The sequence below is a fragment of the Bacillus cereus genome, assembly GCF_002564555.1.
GTDB classification, from domain to species: Bacteria; Bacillota; Bacilli; order Bacillales; family Bacillaceae_G; genus Bacillus_A; species Bacillus_A cereus_K.
Map to the genome: position 1 here is coordinate 209,453 of NZ_NUVD01000104.1, position 21,004 is coordinate 230,456.

Sequence of the window (21,004 nt, forward strand, 5' to 3'; positions counted from 1 at the left end):
CCCTGCAATTATTTTTACATATTTATTTCATTCTCAAAAGGTCCACTACATATGTATTTTTTATTACTAGCGGTACGGTATTAAAAATCTTTACGATATAAGTTAATTACATCTTTTAATGCTGCCGCAGCAGCCCCGCGTGGATTAGAAGCTCCACCAATTGTAGTGACTTGTCCCATTGTATCTGTAAAAAACGTAATTCCTTTTTCTGTCCCATTTACTTTTGCCAGCGGGTGTTCTTCTTCTATTTCATACGGTTCAACATTAAGATTCAAATTTCCATTCTTATCTCTATACGCTGATGCAATTAATTTAATATATTTATTTTGTTCCTTAGCAGTTCGAATTTGTTGTTTTGTAACGTCCTCGATTCCATTTACTTGTATATCTTCAAGCGTATTCTCTACTCCCATTAAACTGTTTGTCAAAAGTAGCAATTTACAAGCACTATCCGAACCGCTTATATCTAATATTGGGTTTGTCTCAGCAATCCCTTTATGTTGCGCTTCTTTCAGTGCTTCTTCAAACGAAATATCGTCTTCATACATCTTTGTAAGAATATAATTAGTTGTCCCGTTTAATATCCCTTCTATTTTTTCAATATTACAACCAGCTAAACTAAATTGCCCAATATCTATAGTCGGTAGTGCCGCGGCAGTTGCACCACTATATCGAATTCGTACATTCGCCTTTTTTGCTGCTTCCTTTATTTCTCTCCAGTTTGTAACAAGAGCACCTTTTGAAATTGCGACTATATCCATTTGTTTCTCAATCGCTTGTTTTATATATTGTTTCCCTGGATTTCCATCTTTCAGATTAGTAACTGTTGATTCTACTAAAACCGAACCACTTATGCTATTTATTGCGCGTTCATTTGGATGATGCTCTATATATTTTTCAATCGCAGCAGTACCGTCACCATACATCAATAAATGATGAACAGACAAACCTTCCTCATTATGTATTGCAATATTTCTACCTAATACACCACTTATAACTAAATCTATTCCATATGTTTCATTTATATATAAATATTTTTCATGTAATAATTTAATAAACTCTTTTCCTACTGTCCCATATCCTGACAATACAACTTGAATCTTCATAATATCCCCCCATATTTTTCTACCAAATCCCTCTTCCAATATAATATAAAGCACTTTCGAATTCCATCGAGAGCGCTTTATTATTATCTATTTTGGTTTACGTGATGATTTTTTGTTGATAAATATTATTTTAGACAAGGTGTTCCTTTATAGATCGTACTTGAAATGCTACAAAAAGTCCGTAAAGAAAAAGAAGTTCAAAATTCGAATACGATTGAAGAAGCTAGTGAGACTCGGCTAAATGAAGTAATGTAATCTATGTTAGCTGAATGGCCTATAAACTCAAAAGAGTTCGAGGTTGATAAAGTGTCTATCAACCTCGAACTCTTTTTTAAGATTTTTCTCCAATCGTTACAAACTGAAAAGATACTTCTCCTTCCAAATCTTTAATTAACTTTCTTACTTTTACATTTTCATTAACCAATGTATTATCTGTCGACATTTTAGGCTTTTCATCGCCTAAAGATTTTTTCAGATGAAGAAGTTGCATTTTCGTTTCATTTGCTTTTATTTCCTTATATATACTATTTTTTGATACAATCACATACCATTGCGTTGAATAATCACGCTTATTTCCTATCCAAGCGTCACTATCGTATTTAACAGGAATCTCTTCCCCACCTAATTCAATACTTTTTAAAGTCTTTTCGCCTTCATGTGTAAACAATAGCGAACCTTCATTTGGGAATTTCGGTAACGTATCTATACTAAAATTGGATCCATTTTCTCGTTTACGAAAAATCTTTGCTTTAATTAGTGCTTGCGCTGTAGATTCATTTAAAATTAACACCTGGCCTTTTCCAAATGTACCTGTTTTCACAGAAAACACTTCATTTTTTTTCGTAATTTCTTGATAACGATTAATAATTGGTGAAATTTTATTTTCATCTCCAATGATTAATAAACCGTTTGCAGGAAATGGATTTTCCTTTTTGGAGCATGCACTAAAAATTATTAATAGTATTATAGTTAACATAAAAATAGTTAAAGTTCTTTTCATTACGCTTCCTTTCATCATTCACTTCATTTTTTATATACTTTTGTGTAATCTTACAAGCAAATATACTCTATTGCTCCATAGTCTTATAAAGCTTTTGTAGGTAACGCCAACGAGTTATAAAGAAATATAAAACTTGTATACATATAAATGAAATTAATATAACGATCGAGCTATTTAAAATAGAAAAATCAACTAATTGTTGCAGTGCCATATAAGCGACTGTAGTATGAATTACTGCAACGATAATCGGTAAGAAGAACATTAATACTAACTGTCTCGTTACAACTTTTTTAAGCTCTCGCTTACTTAATCCCATTTTCGAAATCAGTTTATATTGCTGTTGATCGCGGTCCAAATCAGTATATAATCGGAAATAGATAAAACTAGCGGCGAATGTAAAGAATACGATTCCAACTAAAACACTTGTCATAAGTAATAGTCCATTCGTTTGCTTTGCACCTAACAACTCTAATGTTAAAGCTCGAAATTCAAAATGTACTTCTCTAGTATCTTTATCGAATATACTATTTAATTGGTTTGAAATCTCCTTCGTTTTCATCCAATCATCTACAACAAATCCGTAAGTACGATATTGAATATCTTTATTATCCGGGTTACTAGTAAGAGGAATTCCATCATACACATGATCTTGAACTGCAATAAAAATACTACTAGAATCATGTGGTAAAACTAAATTATCTACAGCTTTTTTCACTCGAAATATCTTTGTCCAATCTCCTTGAATGACTTCAATATTCTTTTTATAGTCACCATTTTTAAATTCTTGTTTTTGTGAAACGACTCCAGGGATTAATAAAATTTCATCTTCTTTTTCAATCGTTTCTTGTGGATACCCGAGTGCGCTCGCTAGTTCGTTATATTCACTTAACTTCATTACATTTACGTTACTTTCTGTATATTTATTTGAAGATGAAGCCATTCGATACGGAATATTAGCAGCAGCAAGGTGTTTTTTTATTATAGAAAGATGTTTATCCGCTATTTTGTCTTTTTCAGGACCTGTATACAGAAATGTATACGGATTTGTCATCCTTACCAAATCTTTATTTCCAATTGCAGCTGTTGTACCAATCGCTGTAAATGCAACTGCTGAAACAATGGATACTATAAAAAACATCGTGGCGTTATCTTTCATACGGTAAATCAATTCTGAAAATGTTAATATATTCGTTCTCTTTAAAAAGAAAGATTCACTCTTTTTCGCGAGATGCAATATATAAACGCTACACTGTGTATATAAAAAGTACGTTCCTATAATTACTAGGAGTACACCCATTCCAAGCAAAATAAAACTTTGATTTGAGATAAAGCGAAATACTGAAATATATCCACATCCTATACTAAGTAAAGATAGTAGTGATAATAAAATTGAAGATTTCGGTTCAGGTTTTGGCTTTTCCTCTGCTTGAATAAGTTCTACAAGTTCTGTTACTTTTACCATCTTAAATGTAACTAGCGAAACAATTAAAAATAAGAAAAGAAATGTGATGACTGTTAATAATACCGCCTGCACCGGTATATAAAAAGATAACCCATTACTAATCATTAATACACTTGCGCTTATCAATAAAACTAGTTTAGAAAATACGAGACCAATGAGAATACCTATACAAATTGAACCAAATCCAATTAACATATTTTCAATCAATAATAATTTCTTAAGCTGCCTCATTGACATACCTTGCATCATTAATATGCCAAATTCTTTCTTACGCGTTTTTAAAAATGAACTTACTGAATATAGAATGAAGAAAAATGAAAATACAAAAATCAAGCCTTGCGAAATTGAAAATCCCAATGTTCCGTATGCACTTATTGTTGCACTTGTCGATTTTAACTCCCCTTGTAAATCAGGATGAAATAATAACAGGGCATACGTAAAGAAAATCATAATAGAAAAGGCACAACTTAAAAAATGGGCAGCGTATGTACGCTTATTACGAAAAATATTATTAAATGCGAACTGACGAAAAGTCATGCCTTTTCCCTCCTAATAAAGAAAGGACATCCATAATCTTTTGATAAAAGGCTTGCCTGCTTTCACCACAATAAATTTCATTATATAGTTGACCATCTTTAATAAATATAACTCTAGTGCAGAAACTCGCTGCATACGGATCATGTGTAACTAACATCATCGTTGCTTTTTCTTCTTTGTTAAGAGTATCGAGCATCTCCATTACATCATTTGATGATTTAGAGTCTAAATTCCCTGTTGGTTCATCTGCAAGTAATAATTGCGGTTTATGAACAATGGCACGAGCGATTGCTGTTCTCTGAGCTTGCCCCCCTGATATTTCAAACGTTCTTTTGCCCAATATATCTGTAATATTTAATTTCACTGCAATTTCTTCCACTCGTCTATTCATTTCTTGCACAGAAACACCATCTAATGTCATCGGCAATACGATGTTTTCTTTTACAGTAAGTGTGCTAAGAAGATTAAATGATTGAAAAACAAATCCTAATTGTTTTCTACGGAATAAAGCTAATTCTTCTGATGTTAACTGGAAAGGATTTGTGCCATTTATTAATATTTCTCCCGATGTTGGAGAATCGATAGTAGATACCATATTTAATAACGTTGTTTTTCCGCTACCTGATGGCCCCATAATCCCTACAAATTCACCTTCTTGAATTGATAAATCAATATCTACCAATGCTTTAAAAGGTATTTTTGCTTTATATACTTTACTAATACTTTTTGCATGTAAAATTTCCATTTATGTTCTCCCTTCATTTGCACTGCTTACTATAAAGTGTAAATGAATTGTCTTACAGCTCATATTGATTCATCTTTCATTTATCTTACACGCTTGTAAGATTTCTAATAAAACTGATAATAAACCTATTTTCAAGCTATAACCGACGTATATCTATCTTATAATATTTGTATAGTGGCATGAAATACAATGTTACTTATCTCTGGTCGCTGGAACAACTTATATTCTTTATTAACAACATGCAATATATTATAAAGAATAACTATACAACTTCAAAACAATGAATAACAACTTATGAAATAGTACGTAAAAAAGCTTAGAATTTTACTTCTAAGCTTTTTAATAATTCCCTTATATCTCCTTTTAAAGAGCTATATTTTATATCCACTCTGATTGATTCAATTGATAATGATTATATAGTTGGTTTTCTATCATCTGTTGACTCGTATAAGTGAATCCACATTTTTCAATAACTTTATTTGATGGTACATTGTTAATTAAAGCAATTGCATTGAGGACATTTAAATTTGTTTTTTTAAACAAATAGTCAATTAATCCTTTAGTAGCTTTTGTAGCAAAGCCATTATTTTGATACTCACTTGAAATGGCATACATAATTTCTCTGTTTGGTGACGGAAGTTCTTCTTTCATACTTGTACAGCACCATCCAATACATTCATTTGTATCTTTCATAAATATCCCTAACTTTAATGAATATCCATCTATGTTAGATGTGGTTTTGACGGCGTCAAGAAATGCTTTGTTTGCTGGTACTTCATAATTTGCAAGCCAATTAACTCGTTGTTCTTTTGTTGATTTCCAGTCTGGTAGAAACTTTTCTATTTCTGGTTGATTTGATATTTTATAAATACTATCTGCATCTTTGACCGTAAACTCTTGTAGGTATATATCCCCACAATCTATTCTAAATAACTTAGTCAAACTATCTTCTCCCATGATAATCCCCCTTTAATCACGTTTAGAATTCAGTAATTATAGATACCTCATAGTTAGAGATACCCATAATTACATTAAAGCGCCTTTATTTGCTTCGTAAGTTCTATAAATCGTTCGTCAAGTTCTTTATATCCTTTATCCTTAGAAGTTAAAAAGCTTAATTTACCTAATACTTCTTGCCTCTCTGTTTCTAACGTTAAACGTAGCTCTTCAATGTCATCTCTTGTTTTAGTCGGTTTTTCTAGCTGCTTTTGTATCGTATGATTCGAAAACACAAGTTTGATATTAGTTGTTTTTTCTAGAAAATATCGATCGTGAGAAACAATAATTAGTGTTCCGTTATACTCAGCTAATGTATTTTCAAGTTGTTCACGTGAAGGCAGATCAAGATGATTCGTCGGTTCATCTAAAATAAGTACATCTTTTTCATCTAAAATATAAGCCATTAACTTACACTTTACTCGTTCTCCCATGCTCATATGCTCAATCGGCTCTTTCCATTGAGAAACTTGGAATCCTAAATGTTTCATTAAATTTTGGACTTTTCCTCTTTCTTCAAACGTTTCTTTAAAAAATAAATCTTCTGGTGTTTTATCCAGTGGTAAATCAAATACTTCTTGTGTTAAATAGCCGATATTTGCAGATGGTGAAATCCATATTTCTCCTTGAGCAGTTTCCGTTCCCATAATCATCTTTAGTAAGGTTGTTTTTCCGCTACCGTTTGGTCCAATTATCGCAACCTTCTCACCGTGCTGGATTGTAAAATTAACGTTTTCAAATAATGTTCGTCTATTAAATTCTTTCCGCAATTGTTTCACTTCTAAAAAGCGCTTTCCTACTTTTTTATTCGCTTGAATAGAGAACTCAACTGAATACTCTTCTTTCACACGCTCTACTTTCGTTTTCTCAAGCTCTTTTTCAAGACGTTTCTGTTTTGACTTAACTTGCGCATCCATTCGCTTCGCTTTTACACGATAAAATTCTTTAACTCCTTCTTGTTTTGTGGACTGCGCGTGTGCCTTTTGTGACCATGAACTTAATTCTTTAATATGTGTTTCTACTTGTTCTATCTTTTTTTGCTGTTTTTCATATTCACGCTGCTGCGTCAATCTTCTTTGCTCACGTGCTTTCATATAACTCGTATAATTACCACTATGTTCAATTAATTTCTTATCCTCAATTGACCATATTTTTGTTGCGACAACATCTAAAAAATATCGATCATGCGATACAACGATAACTGTACCCTTCATATTTTTTATTTGTTTAATGAGAAATTCTGTACTCATCTCATCTAAATGATTTGTAGGTTCGTCTAATATTAAGACATTAGGATTTTCGGCAAATCCTTTTGCAAGTCTAACTTTCAGCTTTTCACCACCACTTAACGTAACAAACTCGTTCGTTGGCACGCCCCATTTCGCAAGAAGTTCTGCTTCCTCTGCAATCACATCATTACTACTAAAGGTTTCTTTTTCTTGTTCAACATGTGCTGTTGTCACATTCATTTGCTGCCATTCAACAGTACCTTTTGATGGCTCAATCTTCCCATTTATTAATTGAAGTAAAGTTGATTTACCGGCACCATTTTTACCAATTAATCCGATAACATCCCCTTGTTTTACTGTAACGTTCATTTTTTCTAATAAAGTATTTTCCATTATTTCAACATAAACATCATTTAATTTTAAAAGTTCTTTCATATTACCGATCCCTTTCATTAAGGGAGAACAAAAAATCCTCCCAAAGTAATTTTGGCAGGATTAGTCATTACATTATTTATACCCAAATAAGCTATTACACAAAATAAATAGCAATACCGTTATATGGAATTGGGCAGACTAATCCTAATTTTTGTAAATTGAAATTTATTTAATTTCAACATTTAAAAATAAGATTAGTTAATCATCGTCCACCCATCATTCCTTTCCGTCGTTAGTAACCACATTGTACCATAGTAGTACTTTATGAGTAAATGCAATTGTTTGTGCTTTTAAAAAGGTTGCTTTCTTTTAGGTCTATTTATCATTTCTAAACTTCATACTGAACAAGCACAAACTACATTTATTGTACTACACGCTTTAGATTTCCCTAGCAGTAAAATTCTAAGCATCTCTCTTATATAATTTTTATATAAATTTATTATAAATCATATATTATACATATAATGTTTCCGTTCTTATAATAAAGATATCATTTTTAAGGGGGGATTCTACAATGGAATTTAGCAAACTAGGAAACAGTGGATTAACAGTTAGTAAGATTGCATATGGGAACTGGATAAACCATGGTGGAAAAGTAAACGAAGATACAGCAAATGACTGTGTGAAAGCCGCACTAGATGTCGGAATTACAACGTTCGATACTGCGGATGTTTATTCCGACACGATAGCCGAGGAAGTACTTGGCCGATCCTTGAAAGGTATACGCCGGGAAAGTATAGAATTATGTACAAAAGTATGCCATCCAACCGGCCCCGGAAAAAACGATCGTGGATTATCACGAAAACATATTTTAGAAAATTGTAATGCATCGTTACAACGACTTCAGACAGACTACATTGATGTCTATTATGCACATAGATTTGATACAACAACTCCTCTTGAAGAAACGATGTTAGCTTTTGCTGATCTTGTAAGACAAGGTAAAGTCCTTTATTTAGGCGTAAGTGAGTGGACATCGGAACAAATTACCCGCGGTGCAGCACTTGCACGAGAATTGAACATTCCACTTATCGCTAGCCAACCTCAATACTCGATGTTGTGGCGAGTTATTGAAACAGATGTAATACCAACATGTCAACGTGAAGGACTGGGTCAAATCGTATGGTCCCCCCTTGCACAAGGTATTCTCACAGGAAAATATCAACCTGGTCAAGCACTTCCTATTCAATCACGTGCTAATTCAGATGCTGGTAAACCATTTTTCCAAAAACTCGTGCAACGTTGGATGAGTGATGATGTACTCACTGCAATTCAGAAACTTAATCCCATCGCGCAAGAAACTAATCTTACCCTATCTCAACTCGCAGTTGCTTGGGTATTACAAAATCCAGCTGTTTCATCTGCAATTATTGGTGCTTCAAATCCAGAGCAAATAAGAGAAAACGTAATTGCTTCTGGTGTTACATTACAACCAGAAATTATGGATCAAATTGATAGTGTACTAAAAGGTTTCGTTGAGTACGATCCAAGCAAAACAGGTTGAGACACCATTGAATTTCTTAATAAAAACCATAAAACATCTTTGTAGTCTCATTTTAAAATAAAATAGAAGGTTCCCTTTATACTTCGCTATTGCCCATCCCATTTAAGGTGGGCCTTTTACTCTTTACATTCGAATTTCGAAGTCGTATAAACCTCTCTAACAACTGTTAAAAAATTCTCTAATACGACAGACTTTTCATCTTGCCTCCATCCAGCATATAAATTTATTTTCGGTGTATTTTCTTGAATGTCTCTATACACGACTCCTGATTTTTTATAACCTTCCACCGATGATGGAACGACAGAAATCCCTATTCCTGCTGCAACTAAATTCACAATCGTTTGCATTTGAATCGCTTCTTGAACAATATTTAAACTTACTCCATGTTCCCAAAAGTAACTAATAATTAAATCATAAAAGTTTGTACCGAAATGGCGTGGAAATAAAATAAATGGTTCATCAACTAATAATTTGATTGAAATGTTACGTAACTGAACTAAAGGATGATCTTCATGTAAAACTAATTTTAAACATTCTTCAGAACAAACTTCGGAAGCTAATATTTCATTATTCTGCTCGGAACGAATAAATCCAACATGAATTTGTTTTTCATTGAGCGCTTTTATTTGCTGGTCTGTTGTCATCTCGCGTAATGTAAGCTGTATTTTTGGGAAACGTTCTCGGAATTTTTTTAATATATCTATAACGGTTTCTGTTGAATCGACAAACCCAATTATTAAATGACCTATCTTTCCTTCCCCCGTAAGCTGTGTTTCTTTAATGGTTCTATCTACTTGAATTATCGTTTGCCGCGCACCTTCTAAAAATATTTCCCCAGCATCGGTAAGTTCAACCATTCTTTTTGTTCGATGAAAAAGTTGCACTCCTAATACTTCTTCTAATTTACGAATTTCTTGGCTTAAAGGAGGTTGTGCCATCATAAGACGTTCTGCTGCACGACTAAAATTTAATTCTTCTGCTACTGTTATGAAATATCTCATTTTTCGAATATCCATTACAATCCCCCAATCATTAACAATTAACAAAAAAGCACTTTTACTACCCAAAAGCATGTATATGACTAGTAGTTCTTTTTATCTTTTCTTAGGTAAATAAACTTTCATTCTCAAATTGTATCAGTATTATAAAACAAGGCTAAAAAACTTAGCTCAAAAGTTCTTTAGCCTGAATGATTTTTTACACATTATAAAACTTAATTCGTACAACGGTACCTTTACCAACTTTTGAATCAATTTCTACACTATGTCCTAATTGTTTCGTAATTTCATATACAAGATATAGCCCCATTCCCGTTGATTCCTTAAAATCTCTACCGTTTTCCCCTGTAAAGAATGGTTTAAATACTCTTGGTAAATCTTGCTTCGGTATCCCTACGCCATTATCGACAATTTCAAGTATAACGGTATTACCTTCTTTACACGCTTTCACTTTAATCTTTTCTCTACTACCTGATGAATACTTAATCGCATTCGATATAATTTGTCCGATTAAAAATTGTAACCATTTCGCATCACTTTCTACAGTAATACCTTTATCAATTTCAAGCTCTGGATATACAAAATTTCGGATAAAAAAGCGTTTATGTTCATGTACCGAATCATTCACTATTTGATGTAGTTGCACTCTTTCTACATAGAAATCTTGTGTAAATGCTTCTAAACGTGCGACATACAGAGCCATCTCTAACCCTTTTTTCAATCGATCTGTTTCCTCATTAATACTTTCAAAACGCGAATCCACTTCATCCTGTGTAATTAACTCGATTACAGATAGAGGTGTTTTCATTTGATGAATCCACTGATTCATAAAGGTTAAATGATCATTATTTTTTCTTTCTTGTAATTGCAGCTGATTTTGATAATGACGATATTGTCCATCAAGCAGATCTTGGAGAGCAGCAGATAAAGCTGCAAAATCAGATTTTTGAACAGATTCATCTAAAGATTGCAATGGATTTGCTAAGCGTTCATAAAAAGAACGATGTGTAAAATAACGAAATACTAAATAACTTACCATAAAAAAAACACCTAAAAACATTGCATATAATGCCGTTGTAATATGCTTATGCCCATCAAACCAATATACAAGGAATATAGCTAGTAGTTGAATTATGGTAAAGCAAATAAGTGGTATATGATCACGTATAAACAGCTTTATCATTTTTCTATACCATTATCCCAAGTTATATGCAATCTATATCCAACACTACGAATCGTTTCAATCGCTCCTTCTATATGTAAGGTTTGTAACTTTTTACGTACACGTGTTGTATTTACACTTAATGTATTATCATCAACATAAGATTCACTATCCCATAATTTATTTAGTAACACTTCTCTATTCACAACACGCGGATAATTTTTCATTAACGTCTCTAATAAAATAGCTTCGTTTCTTGTAATATCAATCTCTTCGTTTCTAAGTTTTAATACAAGTCTTTCAGGATATAAACAAAGACCCTGTTGCTCAACCATGCGTTCTTCTAGTTTCGGTGCATAATCTCCGTAAGCACGTCTTAAATGACTACGAATTTTCGCCACCACAACCTCATAATGGAAAGGCTTTGGAATAAAATCATCGCCACCATTTTCTAACGCCATCACTTGATCCATCGTACCTTCACGAGCTGAAATAAATAAAATCGGACAAGTGGAAACCCCGCGAATTTGACGACACCAATAGTACCCGTCGAAACTTGGTAAATTAATATCTAATAAAACTAGCTCTGGCTGTTCTTCTAAAAATATGTCTAACACATTTTGAAAATCTGATACAATAATTCCTTCGTAACCGTATTTCGCAACATGTGTTGATAATAATTCTGCAATTTTCATATCATCTTCTACAATCATAATTTTAACCATTTACTAACTCCTTTTCGATCCATAATCTCACATACAATTATATAAAATAAATACTACCTTTTTTTATTTAATCCGTAAATTAAAAAAGGATACTTTTACACAACAACATCCTTCTTCTATTTTTCTTATTTCATATTAAATTTACTCAAATTAAAACCCAGCTTCCCCACATAATCCATTCCTAATTCCATCCGCGCCGTTTTCAGCGGATCCACAACTTGACAAACTTTTAAATTACCTGCTGCTGATAATAAAAGAGTCGCATCAGCTTTAGGCATTTCTAATTCTTCATGTAAAAATGGCGCCAGGCTCTGCTCCTTTAATATATACCGGTCCAGTAGCTGGATTAATACGATTCCAATCTAATTCTTGAAACACGACATCTTCAGAATCAATTTGATTTTCAAAGCAATCATATGTTTCAAATACAAAACGGCTTATTTTCTGATGACATTGCGTAAATAATATGGTCTTTATGAATTCGATACATAATATCTCTCCCTTTTCATATTAATCTACTATTACTAATTAGCTTTTTTCATACAAGCTCCTCATGAAATTTTAATAATATTTGTATGTAAAAAAGCACTTAGCTCATTTTGAAACATACACTCTTTACTATAACAGTTATAGAAAGGTGGTATCACTATGCCCCTTATCCCATACAACGAAAGTGACGTTGATTTACTAGCTCGTTTAATTCGTGCTGAGGCTGAAGGTGAAGGTCGGCAAGGCGAACAACTTGTCGGATGTGTTGTAGTAAACCGTGTATTTTGTGATTGCTTAGACTTTAAACAAATCCGTACCGTAACTGATGCTGTATATCAAAGCCCTGGTGGATTCGAAGCGGTTCAATACGGATACTTTTATCAACGTGCCCGTGAATCAGAAAAAGAAATCGCAAGAAAAGTTCTACAAGGTGAATGGCGCTGGCCGGCAAGGTGGGCCCTTTGGTATTTCCGTCCAGTCGGGGCTTGCCCGCCTGAATGGTATAATCAGCCGTTTGCAGGGCAATTTAAAAGCCACTGTTTTTACGAACCACGTGGTGATGAATGTCCAAAAATGTATTCGCGATAGCAAAAAATAACCAACGTAAGTATTTATTCATTGAATTACTTGCGTTGGTTATTTACTGTATTTTAGAAATCTAATAATGTGACGAATTTTTCGATACCTACCACATGTATTAATAACGGTATACGAGGGCCAGTTGATTGATTCATAATGAGCTTATATATAATGGTAAACAATTGTTTTTGATTTTCTTTCATGAATTCATTTTCATTTCCTTCATAAACACGAAATGCCTTTTTACATGAAAAACATTTAATCTCATAAAACATCATACATATCTTCTTCACCATATTTATATTCTATTTTCGAATTATTTGAGAGGGTATTCTTTTTTTCTTAGTACATCTTTATTTCAATCCAACAAAAGGTTTACCTCTATTTTTATCGAACTATACATATACCTTTATAGAATAGTGGTGAAACAAATTGATAGAATTAATTATTGATGCAAAGTCTAGTTTAGGTGAAGGACCTTGCTGGGATGAGAAAAAACAAATATTATATTGGGTTGATATTATTGAGAAAAAATTATGCCTTTTTGATCCTGTTAAAAATACAAATCGACTAATAGCTCTTGATCAACAGATTGGTTGTGTTGTTCCATATATAGATGATGTAGTACTTTTAGCTATGGAAAGAGGATTTTACTCTCTTAATCTAAATACAGAAAAACTCACACATATTTATGATCCTGAACCGCATTTATTAGAAAATCGTTTTAATGACGGGAAATGCGATCCAGCTGGCCGTTTTTGGGCAGGCACTACAGACTTATACGGCATCCACGCGGCTGGTTCTTTATATTGCTTACATAATAATTTTACTGTAGATAAAAAAGTTGTAGGTGTTAATACATCAAACGGTATCGCTTGGTCTCCTGATCATACATTTCTTTATTTTATTGATACACCAACTAAAAAAGTTATTCGTTTTGATTATGACATACATACTGGAGAAATTCGTACTCCAATTGATGTTATCATTTTCCCTGACAATGACGGCCTCCCTGATGGAATGACGATTGATGAAGAAGGCTGTTTGTGGATTGCTCATTGGGGCGGTTCAAAGGTTACTAGGTGGAACCCTATGACTGGAAAACAATTATTGAGTATTCCTATCCCTGCGTTATATGTAACATCGTGCACATTTGGAGGATCCGATTTAACTGATTTATATGTTACAACTGCCAGAACGAGAATGACGGATGAGGAATTAAAACAGTATCCGCATGCTGGTGGTATTTTTCGAATGCAAACAAATGTGAAAGGCTGTCCGACGTATTCATTTCGCTATGATAATATTGGAGCTGATACACTATGACCAGAACCGATTACATTAGACAAGAAGAGAAAAAATATCATGATCTATGCTACGACCAGTATGAACTTTTTGAAGCCGGATCTTGGCTTTATAAACCTGTCAAAACAGTTATGGACATGATGGGTTTTTTTGAAGGCAAGGTGCATTTACAAGTACTAGATCTTGGCTCTGGTGTAGGGAGAAATAGCATTCCAATTGCACAAAAAATCGTAAACACTGGCGGCACTGTCACTTGTGTTGATCTACTTGATTCAGCTATAACGAAGTTACAAGTTTACAGTAAAAAGCACGGTGTATTTGAAGGAATAAAAGCGGAGCAATCAACAATCGAAGACTACTACATTGCACCTAATACTTATGACTACATCGTTGCAGTATCTTGTTTAGAGCACGTCAAATCTGAAGAAGATTTTAAGAAAGCCCTTCATTCTATGAAAAATGGAACAAAGAGTGGTGGTATCAACTGTTTGATAGTCAATTCTAGCATTCAAGAAATCGACTTGGAAGCGAATCAAAAATTAGATGCGTTAGTTGAAATTAATCTTCCTACAGAAGAAATGGTATTTTCACTAAAAAATATTTATTTTGAATGGCGAGAACTAAAAATTGAAGTTAAAAATCTATCGTATGATATTGTTCGTAACGGACAACACATTAAATTAATAACAAATGCGATTACTTTTGTCGTTCAAAAAATGTAGTAAATACGAGTGAGGACTATTTTATTTTATACAGTCACCATTCGCGTATTTATGTATAGTTCATTCCATTTGAACATTGTCTCGCATCTAAAACGTAAATAAATAGAATGAGCACGATACAATTTATGCCCATTCTATTTATTGGAAGAGCGATACACTAGCAAAAGCCCATCACTTCATTCGTATGTATAGTGATGGGCTCTATCTATGATTTTCTATGTTTAAAAGAATGGACAATCTAATTGATCAACAGATTCCCACGATTTTTTTTTTGCATTCTCGGTGGATTTATTCGCTTCTAGTGGGACAAGTTTAAATGGATTCGTTTCAACTTTTAATATGGATGACGGTTCTACGTATAAAGAGAAAACATGACTACTTGGCAAGGCTTTCGATACATCAATATCCCCTACTTGTTTAAACAATTGCTGTGCTGCAAAGAAAAAGAAATTAGTTGGATTTGATTGTTTATTAAGCCATGCAAGCATTTCAGGTGATACTGATTTATGAATATTGATTTTTACTCGATCACCACGTTTATATCGCCTAGATCGCATACTTCCACCAACTAACTTATCGTTAAGTTTGTAAATCCTAACTCTTTTTGCTTATGCTCTCTATATTTTGGCGAACAAGTGTAGACTAATAATCCTCGTGCATTTGTAAATAATGGATTATCTACGAATATTACATTTTTCAATCGTCCTTTTTGTTTTAAAATCATCTTTAAACTATTTTTAATAATTACTGCGCCCCCGCCATAAATAAATACGTATGGATCGTCTTTCATGTCGTCGATTTTATTAATAATATCTGTTGCGACACGTGCGGCTAAACCTAATAATGCTGGTTGTGATTCCTCAACTAATGATGCGTTTCTTGGATGTTTATCATTTAAATAAATTTGATTAAATTCTGTAATACTATCAATCGTCTTTGTCGGATATTTCCGGTTCCACCTCGTAATAACTTGTAGTAATGTTTCTTTCACACCATAAGATAAGCCCTTACTTAATTGCGGCCTAAAGTTTACTCCTAACGAAACAACTTCTTCTGTCGTCCCCGCGCCAATATCAAAAGACAATAGAGTTTTATCTACAAAATCGATTTCTGAAACTTGATTTTGTTCACATTCAATTTTATGTTTCACAACATTTCCTTCTTCATCATATACAATGCCCCACGTCCCAGAAGCGCCCTCAGGCAGGCATTTACAAAACTCGATAGAAACATTAATCGTAACATCGCGTCCATTCGGATAATGGAAAATAACCTTATGATTTCCCATATAACGTTTTGCATTTTCCGCAGCAATTTCTTGTGTAATCAGTTGCATTGGAAGAGCGACAGATAAATCATATCGAATATTAATATGGCTAGAAGTTGGACTTTGACGCATAGCACTTATCGCTAAGCCAGATAGTATCGTAATAACCATTAACTCATCCGTCGACTTATTCGATTTCTTCTCCACTTCAGTACCTTTTAATTGATCTTGAATCACTTTTTCTCCAACGATATACCGCACGTTATTTAACATTAGCGATGGAGAACTAATGGTCACGTCAATGTGATTTTCTAATTCTGATAATGAAACATCTCCCTCATCTAACAGTCCTGTAGGCTCTCCTATATATAAAGAATATATACTCGGAATAAACATAGGGTCTTGCCCTTTCACCATTAACTTCAAACCATTATTTCCCGCATCTGCACCAGCTTTTAAAAGAATAGACATAACTACCCCCTAATTTAATCTGACATCCCTTCCAAATATATGCGAGCCCATTCTTTTACATTCAAATGTAATGTAATTTTTTATTTATCTTAAAAACAAAATATAATATACCTACATCTTGATTGTAAAAAGTATTTGACACAAAATTTTTCCGAATTTATACTATAGTTGTAAAAACTTTTTTACAATATTGGGGGGCAATTATTTATTGAATACTAAAAAAACTATTTTTATAATCATTGTTTTAGCGTTACTTGCAATACTTATACATGGCACATATAAATACATTACTGAAGGTTCGATTTTGGGTGGGACGATCTTCGCTGCCTCTTTAATACTTAGTAAATTAATTAATCATATTACATGGGGAGATCCAAACGGCGTATCGAAAGAAAGTCAAGATGAGATGGGACAACAAATTACATATAAAAGCTCTAAAATTGCATATTTTACGCTCGTAGTTGTAATGTTCCTTATATTACTCTCCTCTGAAGGGTTTTCTATGGGGGCTAATTTAGATGGGGTTAAAAACCTTCCACTTTTTATCGCACTTTGTTCTTCATTCTTTATTTATCCTATCATTGAACTTATTGTCGCTAAACAATATAAATAAAAAGAAGAGGTTTTCTGTATATAGAAAACCTCTTCTTTTTATAACTACATACTCTCTACTATCACCTTTAACTTATTCACAGTCCGCCAATTCCTTACAGTAGCTTGTGTATGTAACTTCTGAAACTGGTTCATTAGTTTAGAATTCCGAATGCTTGTTTTGAAAAACAAATACACAACCTTTTCATCTATATAGCAATCTTCAAGTGTACTTTTGGACATCAATAACTGCTTTCTCTCCTCTTCAGAAAGTGGATTAGCTAAAAAGGCAACGTGTATACTTTCTCCTTCTAACAAAGTATCAGCTTTATAAGGGGAATGTTTTATAGTATTTATAAATTCTTCATTTGTTCTTAGCATGACTGGAACATCGAAATCAAAAATGTTTTTAATTTCACGTTCAATTTTTTCTTTTAAAAAGCTCATTTCTTCTTCAGATTCAAACGTAACATTCCCGCTTTGTATATATGTTTTCACGTGTTTTAATCCTATTGATTCAAACACTTTTTTCAAATCAGCCATTTTGATTACTTTATGTCCACCTACATTGATTCCCCTTAGTAGTGCAATATAAATTGTCATATAACAACTCCTCACATATTTTTAAATTTTTCAACTGTATAAAACTGCTTTATTTTTTCTAACATATCATACAATGAAAAAAACTTACTACATGATTATTCAAGAGTAAGTTTTCCATCTTATTATTTCATTATCGGTAAATGCATTATTATTTGTTGACCGATTGGTCCCATTCTTCTATTACCTTTATCTTGGAAACCAACTTTTTCATATAACTTTTGTGCTGGAGTATTCTTTTCGTTAACAGCAAGTACAACTTCATTCTTTATCGGAAAATAACGTTTTACAAACTCTTGCAATAATGCTAATGATTTTTTCGCATATCCTTTTTTTTGCCTATTGTAATTAATAGAAAAAGATGTTAAAAGTAGAGCGTTTTCATTTTCTGTAAATTCCTGTACTCTTTCACCGGTTTGTAATGCAAAAATACCAACAGGTACCTCATTATAATCTAAAATAACTATAACATTTTTTGTACGATCACTTTTTGCTTTCTCGAGTAATTCACCTGGATCTGATGTGAATTGAACTTGTTCACTTGGTAAAGTAAATGATTGTATGATCTCTTTATACTTCTCCCTATAGGGAACTAATTGTATTTCCCTAGTATGTATGTTCATGCTAAACTCTCCCATTTTTATTTTTTTCAAATTAAACCTTGCTGAGCTTTAGAATGCACTTTCCCATCTAAAAATGTAATTTTAACAATTGAATTAGGATCGCTTCCCTTCCAAGCAAAAATTTGTTTAATTTGTGTAGAATGTTCTACCCCTTCTTCTATGAGTAAGTTCCCTTCAAAACCAATTAAATCTTTAACTTCTGTATAAGTCATTCCTTCATCTATTTTCGAGAAATGATTTATATTTATAGCTTCTTTCTTCTGACTTTCCATCACAGTAGAAGAAGTCGCTGTTTGTTTTTTCACTTCTTTCTTCTGTTCACACGCTGTCATACTGAAACTTAGGCATAAACTACATAATATAAATGCACTTTTCTTCATCATAACAGTTGTCCCTCCCACCATAATTAAACCATATATTCCCTTGAAAATAAACTGAATATTTAATTTTATATTAAAAATGCCTCGTACAATTTAGTACGAGGCTAATTTTATTTATTCAAATGATTATTAGATTGGTCATCCTGTTCTTTTCTTAGTTCTTGTTCTTCATCTTTTGGTAATTGCTTGTCATTATCTTTAATTGGATTCGTTTCTTTATTTTCAATCAAATCATTTGGAACTTGTGGCATTACTCGTCCAACAATTGTGGCTAATTCTTCTAATATACCTTCCCCCGTGTTACCTTTTTTGATTTGTTTTCCAATTTGCTTAAGACGTTCGTACGTGTCAATATCTGCTACAACTACTGCGTTTGCACCATCAGGATCATTTTTTAAACTTTCTGCAACAGAATATTTAATTGAATCTACACGCGTTCTATCTAGTTTCGCTTTTACATCAATACCAACAACAGCATATTTCCCAATTACTACCGCTGTTGCATCGTTCACACCTGGTACACTTGCCGCTAATGATGCTAAATGATCTGCTGCTTTTTCATTTGGCTTATTTGATTTATTTGTATAATTAACATTTTTCGTTGAGACATTTTTTTGTTCTGGTTTTTCGTTTGGATTGTCTTTTTTTCCAACACTGCATCCAGTTATAACGAAGCAAAGCATCAATATATATATAAGGATTTTCATTATTTTCACCACTTTACTATTAAAATTTAATCATAAATTTTTTCAACAGCTTGCATTTTCTTCACCTTTTCCTCTGTACCGTTATTGGCATTGATGAAAATTTGGTACGTGTCTTTCCCTAAAGTGCCAACAAATTCATAGCAAAGTACTTCGTTATGCAAGTCATTTACGACTACAGCTTTTCGCTCCTCCATCACTTTTACATCAGGGTTTATTTTCTTTCTTGCCTCTGCAGCAGTAAGCTTTGCAGATGGAATTGTTCGTTTTTGATGTGATGCTAAATATTCTTTCGCAGAAAAACCAACGATTGATCCGTCATCTAAGGCAATTTTCATTTGGATTGCCTCTGGGTAAATACGTACACCATTCTCATTTACTACATACGTAAATACACCGATATTGTCGTACTGAGAACTATCATAAAGCTCCATATTGTTAAACTTATGATCCTTTAAAAAAACCAACCCTTTACTACCTGCATCATTCAAACTAATTTTCTGCTCTTTAATTTCTCGATTATTCATTACCCAAATTGGATATCCGCCTTTTCCGGTAATATCCATGTAATACTCATTATTCGTTGCTGGGTCTTTAATTTTCACACTATAAAAGGATTCTTTTGCACCTTTTCCACTTTTCTCAACATCTACTTTTTCATTTCCTTTTAAATTCAAAAACGATTTTGCAATTTTCGCTGCTTCATCTTCAGAAATTGCTTTCCCTTCTGCTTCAAATCCACCTTTTTTACTTTTTTGCGCACTTGTAAATGTCGGTCCAAAATTTGTAGATGAATAGGATGTTACATTCTTTTCAACTGTTTTTAATCCGTCAATAATTGTGTTATCTGCTGGATCACGATTTGAAGCAAGGGCCAGTTCCACATCCATCCATCGTAAATTATTTTTCAAAGCAAGATGTTGTACTTTTCTTAGCTCATCTTGAATATTACCTGCGTTCGAATATAAAGTTTGTAAAGTTTTATACTCTTGATCATTTAGCGGTTCTTTTTCTAAATCCCGAATGGCTGCACGGTAACTAAAATCACCGATATTCGCTAAAAATTCTTCTGTTTTATTAAATGGCATTAATGTTAACGGTAATTGTCCTACATCTGAGCGCGCTTCTGATGTTAAACGCCATACATCCGCTAATGCCGGTGATAAAGATGAACGTGAATTCATCGCAAGCGTTGTACCAATTTTATCGTGTAATAAATCAACCTCGTATGCTAAATCATGGAATGCTCGTTGATAACTATTTTCTGCCCGAATTAAAACCGCATTTTTCTCTTGGTGCTCTTTATAGCCCCAATATCCTGTTCCAACTACACCTACTGTTAATAACACAATGATAATACCTCGTAACATTGTC

The 21,004-nt window shown here is 33.1% G+C and carries 21 protein-coding genes and 3 pseudogenes; 6 read left to right on the forward strand and 18 right to left on the reverse strand.

The features are described 5' to 3' along the window. Positions 1-80: 80 nt before the first annotated feature. Entirely contained in the window at positions 81-1,106 is a 1,026-nt protein-coding gene (locus tag COI75_RS24545; protein ID WP_000701753.1) for a homoserine dehydrogenase, read from the reverse strand. 153 nt (positions 1,107-1,259) lie between these two features. On the opposite strand from COI75_RS24545, the pseudogene COI75_RS24550 reads away from it, so the two are divergent. Next, positions 1,260-1,361: pseudogene (locus tag COI75_RS24550) on the forward strand (DUF3914 domain-containing protein); the annotation flags it as partial. 76 nt (positions 1,362-1,437) lie between these two features. Here COI75_RS24550 and COI75_RS24555 read toward each other — a convergent pair. The 5 genes from COI75_RS24555 to abc-f all read right to left on the reverse strand — a co-directional run bounded on the left by COI75_RS24555 (position 1,438) and on the right by abc-f (position 7,510). Next, positions 1,438-2,106 carry a lipoprotein BA_5634 family protein gene (locus tag COI75_RS24555; protein WP_002095612.1) on the reverse strand — a complete coding sequence of 223 codons (669 nt, stop codon included), beginning with the start codon at positions 2,104-2,106 and terminating at the stop codon, positions 1,438-1,440. A 67-nt stretch (positions 2,107-2,173) separates the two neighbouring features. Next, the gene (locus tag COI75_RS24560; protein ID WP_000144133.1) at positions 2,174-4,105 is read right to left on the reverse strand and encodes an ABC transporter permease; all 1,932 of its coding nucleotides are present in this window, start codon (positions 4,103-4,105) and stop codon (positions 2,174-2,176) included. Continuing rightward, a complete protein-coding gene (locus COI75_RS24565) occupies positions 4,080-4,850 on the reverse strand; it encodes an ABC transporter ATP-binding protein (protein WP_000404261.1) in 771 nt (256 codons plus the stop codon). Before COI75_RS24565 ends, COI75_RS24560 begins: the two co-directional genes overlap by 26 nt. Before the next feature lie 378 nt (positions 4,851-5,228). Next, entirely contained in the window at positions 5,229-5,807 is a 579-nt protein-coding gene (locus COI75_RS24570; RefSeq protein WP_000503426.1) for a GNAT family N-acetyltransferase, read from the reverse strand. Between the two features lie 74 nt (positions 5,808-5,881). Beyond that, positions 5,882-7,510 (reverse strand): ribosomal protection-like ABC-F family protein, encoded by a 1,629-nt coding sequence (gene abc-f / locus COI75_RS24575; protein WP_002095611.1) that lies wholly within the window; start codon positions 7,508-7,510, stop codon positions 5,882-5,884. A gap of 514 nt (positions 7,511-8,024) precedes the next feature. On the opposite strand from abc-f, the gene COI75_RS24580 reads away from it, so the two are divergent. Continuing rightward, positions 8,025-9,014, forward strand: coding sequence for an aldo/keto reductase family protein (locus tag COI75_RS24580; protein WP_000395975.1), 990 nt, complete (start codon positions 8,025-8,027; stop codon positions 9,012-9,014). 116 nt (positions 9,015-9,130) lie between these two features. Here the strand turns inward: COI75_RS24580 and COI75_RS24585 are convergent, their stop codons facing one another. The 4 genes and pseudogenes from COI75_RS24585 to COI75_RS24600 form a co-directional block, all read right to left on the reverse strand. After that, entirely contained in the window at positions 9,131-10,030 is a 900-nt protein-coding gene (locus COI75_RS24585; protein WP_000354661.1) for a LysR substrate-binding domain-containing protein, read from the reverse strand. A gap of 181 nt (positions 10,031-10,211) precedes the next feature. Then, positions 10,212-11,195 (reverse strand): sensor histidine kinase, encoded by a 984-nt coding sequence (locus COI75_RS24590; protein WP_002095610.1) that lies wholly within the window; start codon positions 11,193-11,195, stop codon positions 10,212-10,214. Continuing rightward, complete coding sequence (locus tag COI75_RS24595; protein ID WP_000238975.1) at positions 11,192-11,899, reverse strand: response regulator transcription factor; 708 nt, start codon at positions 11,897-11,899, stop codon at positions 11,192-11,194. The genes COI75_RS24590 and COI75_RS24595 overlap by 4 nt, the downstream gene beginning before the upstream one ends. Positions 11,900-12,024: 125 nt before the next feature. Continuing rightward, a pseudogene (locus tag COI75_RS24600) lies at positions 12,025-12,389 on the reverse strand (hypothetical protein). 158 nt (positions 12,390-12,547) lie between these two features. Between COI75_RS24600 and COI75_RS24605 the strand changes: the two are divergent. Further along, complete coding sequence (locus COI75_RS24605) at positions 12,548-12,976, forward strand: cell wall hydrolase (protein WP_001128406.1); 429 nt, start codon at positions 12,548-12,550, stop codon at positions 12,974-12,976. Positions 12,977-13,038: 62 nt separating this feature from the next. Here the strand turns inward: COI75_RS24605 and COI75_RS24610 are convergent. Then, positions 13,039-13,173: pseudogene (locus COI75_RS24610) on the reverse strand (lysine--tRNA ligase); the annotation flags it as partial. 226 nt (positions 13,174-13,399) lie between these two features. Here COI75_RS24610 and COI75_RS24615 point away from each other — a divergent pair. Then, positions 13,400-14,293 (forward strand): SMP-30/gluconolactonase/LRE family protein, encoded by an 894-nt coding sequence (locus COI75_RS24615; protein ID WP_000571114.1) that lies wholly within the window; start codon positions 13,400-13,402, stop codon positions 14,291-14,293. Beyond that, on the forward strand, positions 14,290-14,994 hold the full coding sequence (locus tag COI75_RS24620; RefSeq protein ID WP_000198640.1) for a class I SAM-dependent methyltransferase: 705 nt from the start codon (positions 14,290-14,292) through the stop codon (positions 14,992-14,994). The genes COI75_RS24615 and COI75_RS24620 overlap by 4 nt, the downstream gene beginning before the upstream one ends. 221 nt (positions 14,995-15,215) lie before the next feature. Here the strand turns inward: COI75_RS24620 and COI75_RS24625 are convergent, their stop codons facing one another. After that, the gene (locus COI75_RS24625; protein WP_001257758.1) at positions 15,216-15,551 is read right to left on the reverse strand and encodes a hypothetical protein; all 336 of its coding nucleotides are present in this window, start codon (positions 15,549-15,551) and stop codon (positions 15,216-15,218) included. A gap of 11 nt (positions 15,552-15,562) precedes the next feature. Beyond that, positions 15,563-16,732, reverse strand: coding sequence for a ParM/StbA family protein (locus tag COI75_RS24630; RefSeq protein WP_000025626.1), 1,170 nt, complete (start codon positions 16,730-16,732; stop codon positions 15,563-15,565). 208 nt (positions 16,733-16,940) lie between these two features. On the opposite strand from COI75_RS24630, the gene COI75_RS24635 reads away from it, so the two are divergent. Beyond that, positions 16,941-17,345, forward strand: a complete 405-nt coding sequence (locus COI75_RS24635) for a hypothetical protein (protein ID WP_001093146.1) — start codon at positions 16,941-16,943, stop codon at positions 17,343-17,345. Between the two features lie 44 nt (positions 17,346-17,389). Here the strand turns inward: COI75_RS24635 and COI75_RS24640 are convergent, their stop codons facing one another. The 5 genes from COI75_RS24640 to ypeB all read right to left on the reverse strand — a co-directional run bounded on the left by COI75_RS24640 (position 17,390) and on the right by ypeB (position 21,000). Further along, on the reverse strand, positions 17,390-17,926 hold the full coding sequence (locus COI75_RS24640) for a DUF1697 domain-containing protein (RefSeq protein WP_000158251.1): 537 nt from the start codon (positions 17,924-17,926) through the stop codon (positions 17,390-17,392). A 122-nt stretch (positions 17,927-18,048) separates the two neighbouring features. Next, the gene (locus COI75_RS24645; RefSeq protein WP_001020900.1) at positions 18,049-18,546 is read right to left on the reverse strand and encodes a GNAT family N-acetyltransferase; all 498 of its coding nucleotides are present in this window, start codon (positions 18,544-18,546) and stop codon (positions 18,049-18,051) included. A gap of 26 nt (positions 18,547-18,572) precedes the next feature. Continuing rightward, positions 18,573-18,929 (reverse strand): hypothetical protein, encoded by a 357-nt coding sequence (locus tag COI75_RS24650; RefSeq protein WP_000976457.1) that lies wholly within the window; start codon positions 18,927-18,929, stop codon positions 18,573-18,575. Positions 18,930-19,036: 107 nt separating this feature from the next. Further along, complete coding sequence (locus tag COI75_RS24655; RefSeq protein WP_000697983.1) at positions 19,037-19,633, reverse strand: YhcN/YlaJ family sporulation lipoprotein; 597 nt, start codon at positions 19,631-19,633, stop codon at positions 19,037-19,039. Between the two features lie 26 nt (positions 19,634-19,659). Continuing rightward, positions 19,660-21,000, reverse strand: coding sequence for a germination protein YpeB (gene ypeB / locus COI75_RS24660; protein ID WP_000943720.1), 1,341 nt, complete (start codon positions 20,998-21,000; stop codon positions 19,660-19,662). Between the last annotated feature and the right edge of the window lie 4 nt (positions 21,001-21,004).

What these genes read in the sequence shown, in the direction of transcription:
- COI75_RS24545 (WP_000701753.1), bottom strand. Translation starts at nt 1,106, where the DNA reads ATGAAGATTCAAGTTGTATTGTCAGGATATGGGACAGTAGGAAAAGAG.
- COI75_RS24555 (WP_002095612.1), bottom strand. Translation starts at nt 2,106, where the DNA reads ATGAAAAGAACTTTAACTATTTTTATGTTAACTATAATACTATTAATA.
- COI75_RS24560 (WP_000144133.1), bottom strand. Translation starts at nt 4,105, where the DNA reads ATGACTTTTCGTCAGTTCGCATTTAATAATATTTTTCGTAATAAGCGT.
- COI75_RS24565 (WP_000404261.1), bottom strand. Translation starts at nt 4,850, where the DNA reads ATGGAAATTTTACATGCAAAAAGTATTAGTAAAGTATATAAAGCAAAA.
- COI75_RS24570 (WP_000503426.1), bottom strand. Translation starts at nt 5,807, where the DNA reads ATGGGAGAAGATAGTTTGACTAAGTTATTTAGAATAGATTGTGGGGAT.
- abc-f (WP_002095611.1), bottom strand. Translation starts at nt 7,510, where the DNA reads ATGAAAGAACTTTTAAAATTAAATGATGTTTATGTTGAAATAATGGAA.
- COI75_RS24580 (WP_000395975.1), top strand. Translation starts at nt 8,025, where the DNA reads ATGGAATTTAGCAAACTAGGAAACAGTGGATTAACAGTTAGTAAGATT.
- COI75_RS24585 (WP_000354661.1), bottom strand. Translation starts at nt 10,030, where the DNA reads ATGGATATTCGAAAAATGAGATATTTCATAACAGTAGCAGAAGAATTA.
- COI75_RS24590 (WP_002095610.1), bottom strand. Translation starts at nt 11,195, where the DNA reads ATGATAAAGCTGTTTATACGTGATCATATACCACTTATTTGCTTTACC.
- COI75_RS24595 (WP_000238975.1), bottom strand. Translation starts at nt 11,899, where the DNA reads ATGGTTAAAATTATGATTGTAGAAGATGATATGAAAATTGCAGAATTA.
- COI75_RS24605 (WP_001128406.1), top strand. Translation starts at nt 12,548, where the DNA reads ATGCCCCTTATCCCATACAACGAAAGTGACGTTGATTTACTAGCTCGT.
- COI75_RS24620 (WP_000198640.1), top strand. Translation starts at nt 14,290, where the DNA reads ATGACCAGAACCGATTACATTAGACAAGAAGAGAAAAAATATCATGAT.
- COI75_RS24625 (WP_001257758.1), bottom strand. Translation starts at nt 15,551, where the DNA reads ATGCGATCTAGGCGATATAAACGTGGTGATCGAGTAAAAATCAATATT.
- COI75_RS24630 (WP_000025626.1), bottom strand. Translation starts at nt 16,732, where the DNA reads ATGTCTATTCTTTTAAAAGCTGGTGCAGATGCGGGAAATAATGGTTTG.
- COI75_RS24640 (WP_000158251.1), bottom strand. Translation starts at nt 17,926, where the DNA reads ATGACAATTTATATTGCACTACTAAGGGGAATCAATGTAGGTGGACAT.
- COI75_RS24645 (WP_001020900.1), bottom strand. Translation starts at nt 18,546, where the DNA reads ATGAACATACATACTAGGGAAATACAATTAGTTCCCTATAGGGAGAAG.
- COI75_RS24650 (WP_000976457.1), bottom strand. Translation starts at nt 18,929, where the DNA reads ATGATGAAGAAAAGTGCATTTATATTATGTAGTTTATGCCTAAGTTTC.
- COI75_RS24655 (WP_000697983.1), bottom strand. Translation starts at nt 19,633, where the DNA reads ATGAAAATCCTTATATATATATTGATGCTTTGCTTCGTTATAACTGGA.
- ypeB (WP_000943720.1), bottom strand. Translation starts at nt 21,000, where the DNA reads ATGTTACGAGGTATTATCATTGTGTTATTAACAGTAGGTGTAGTTGGA.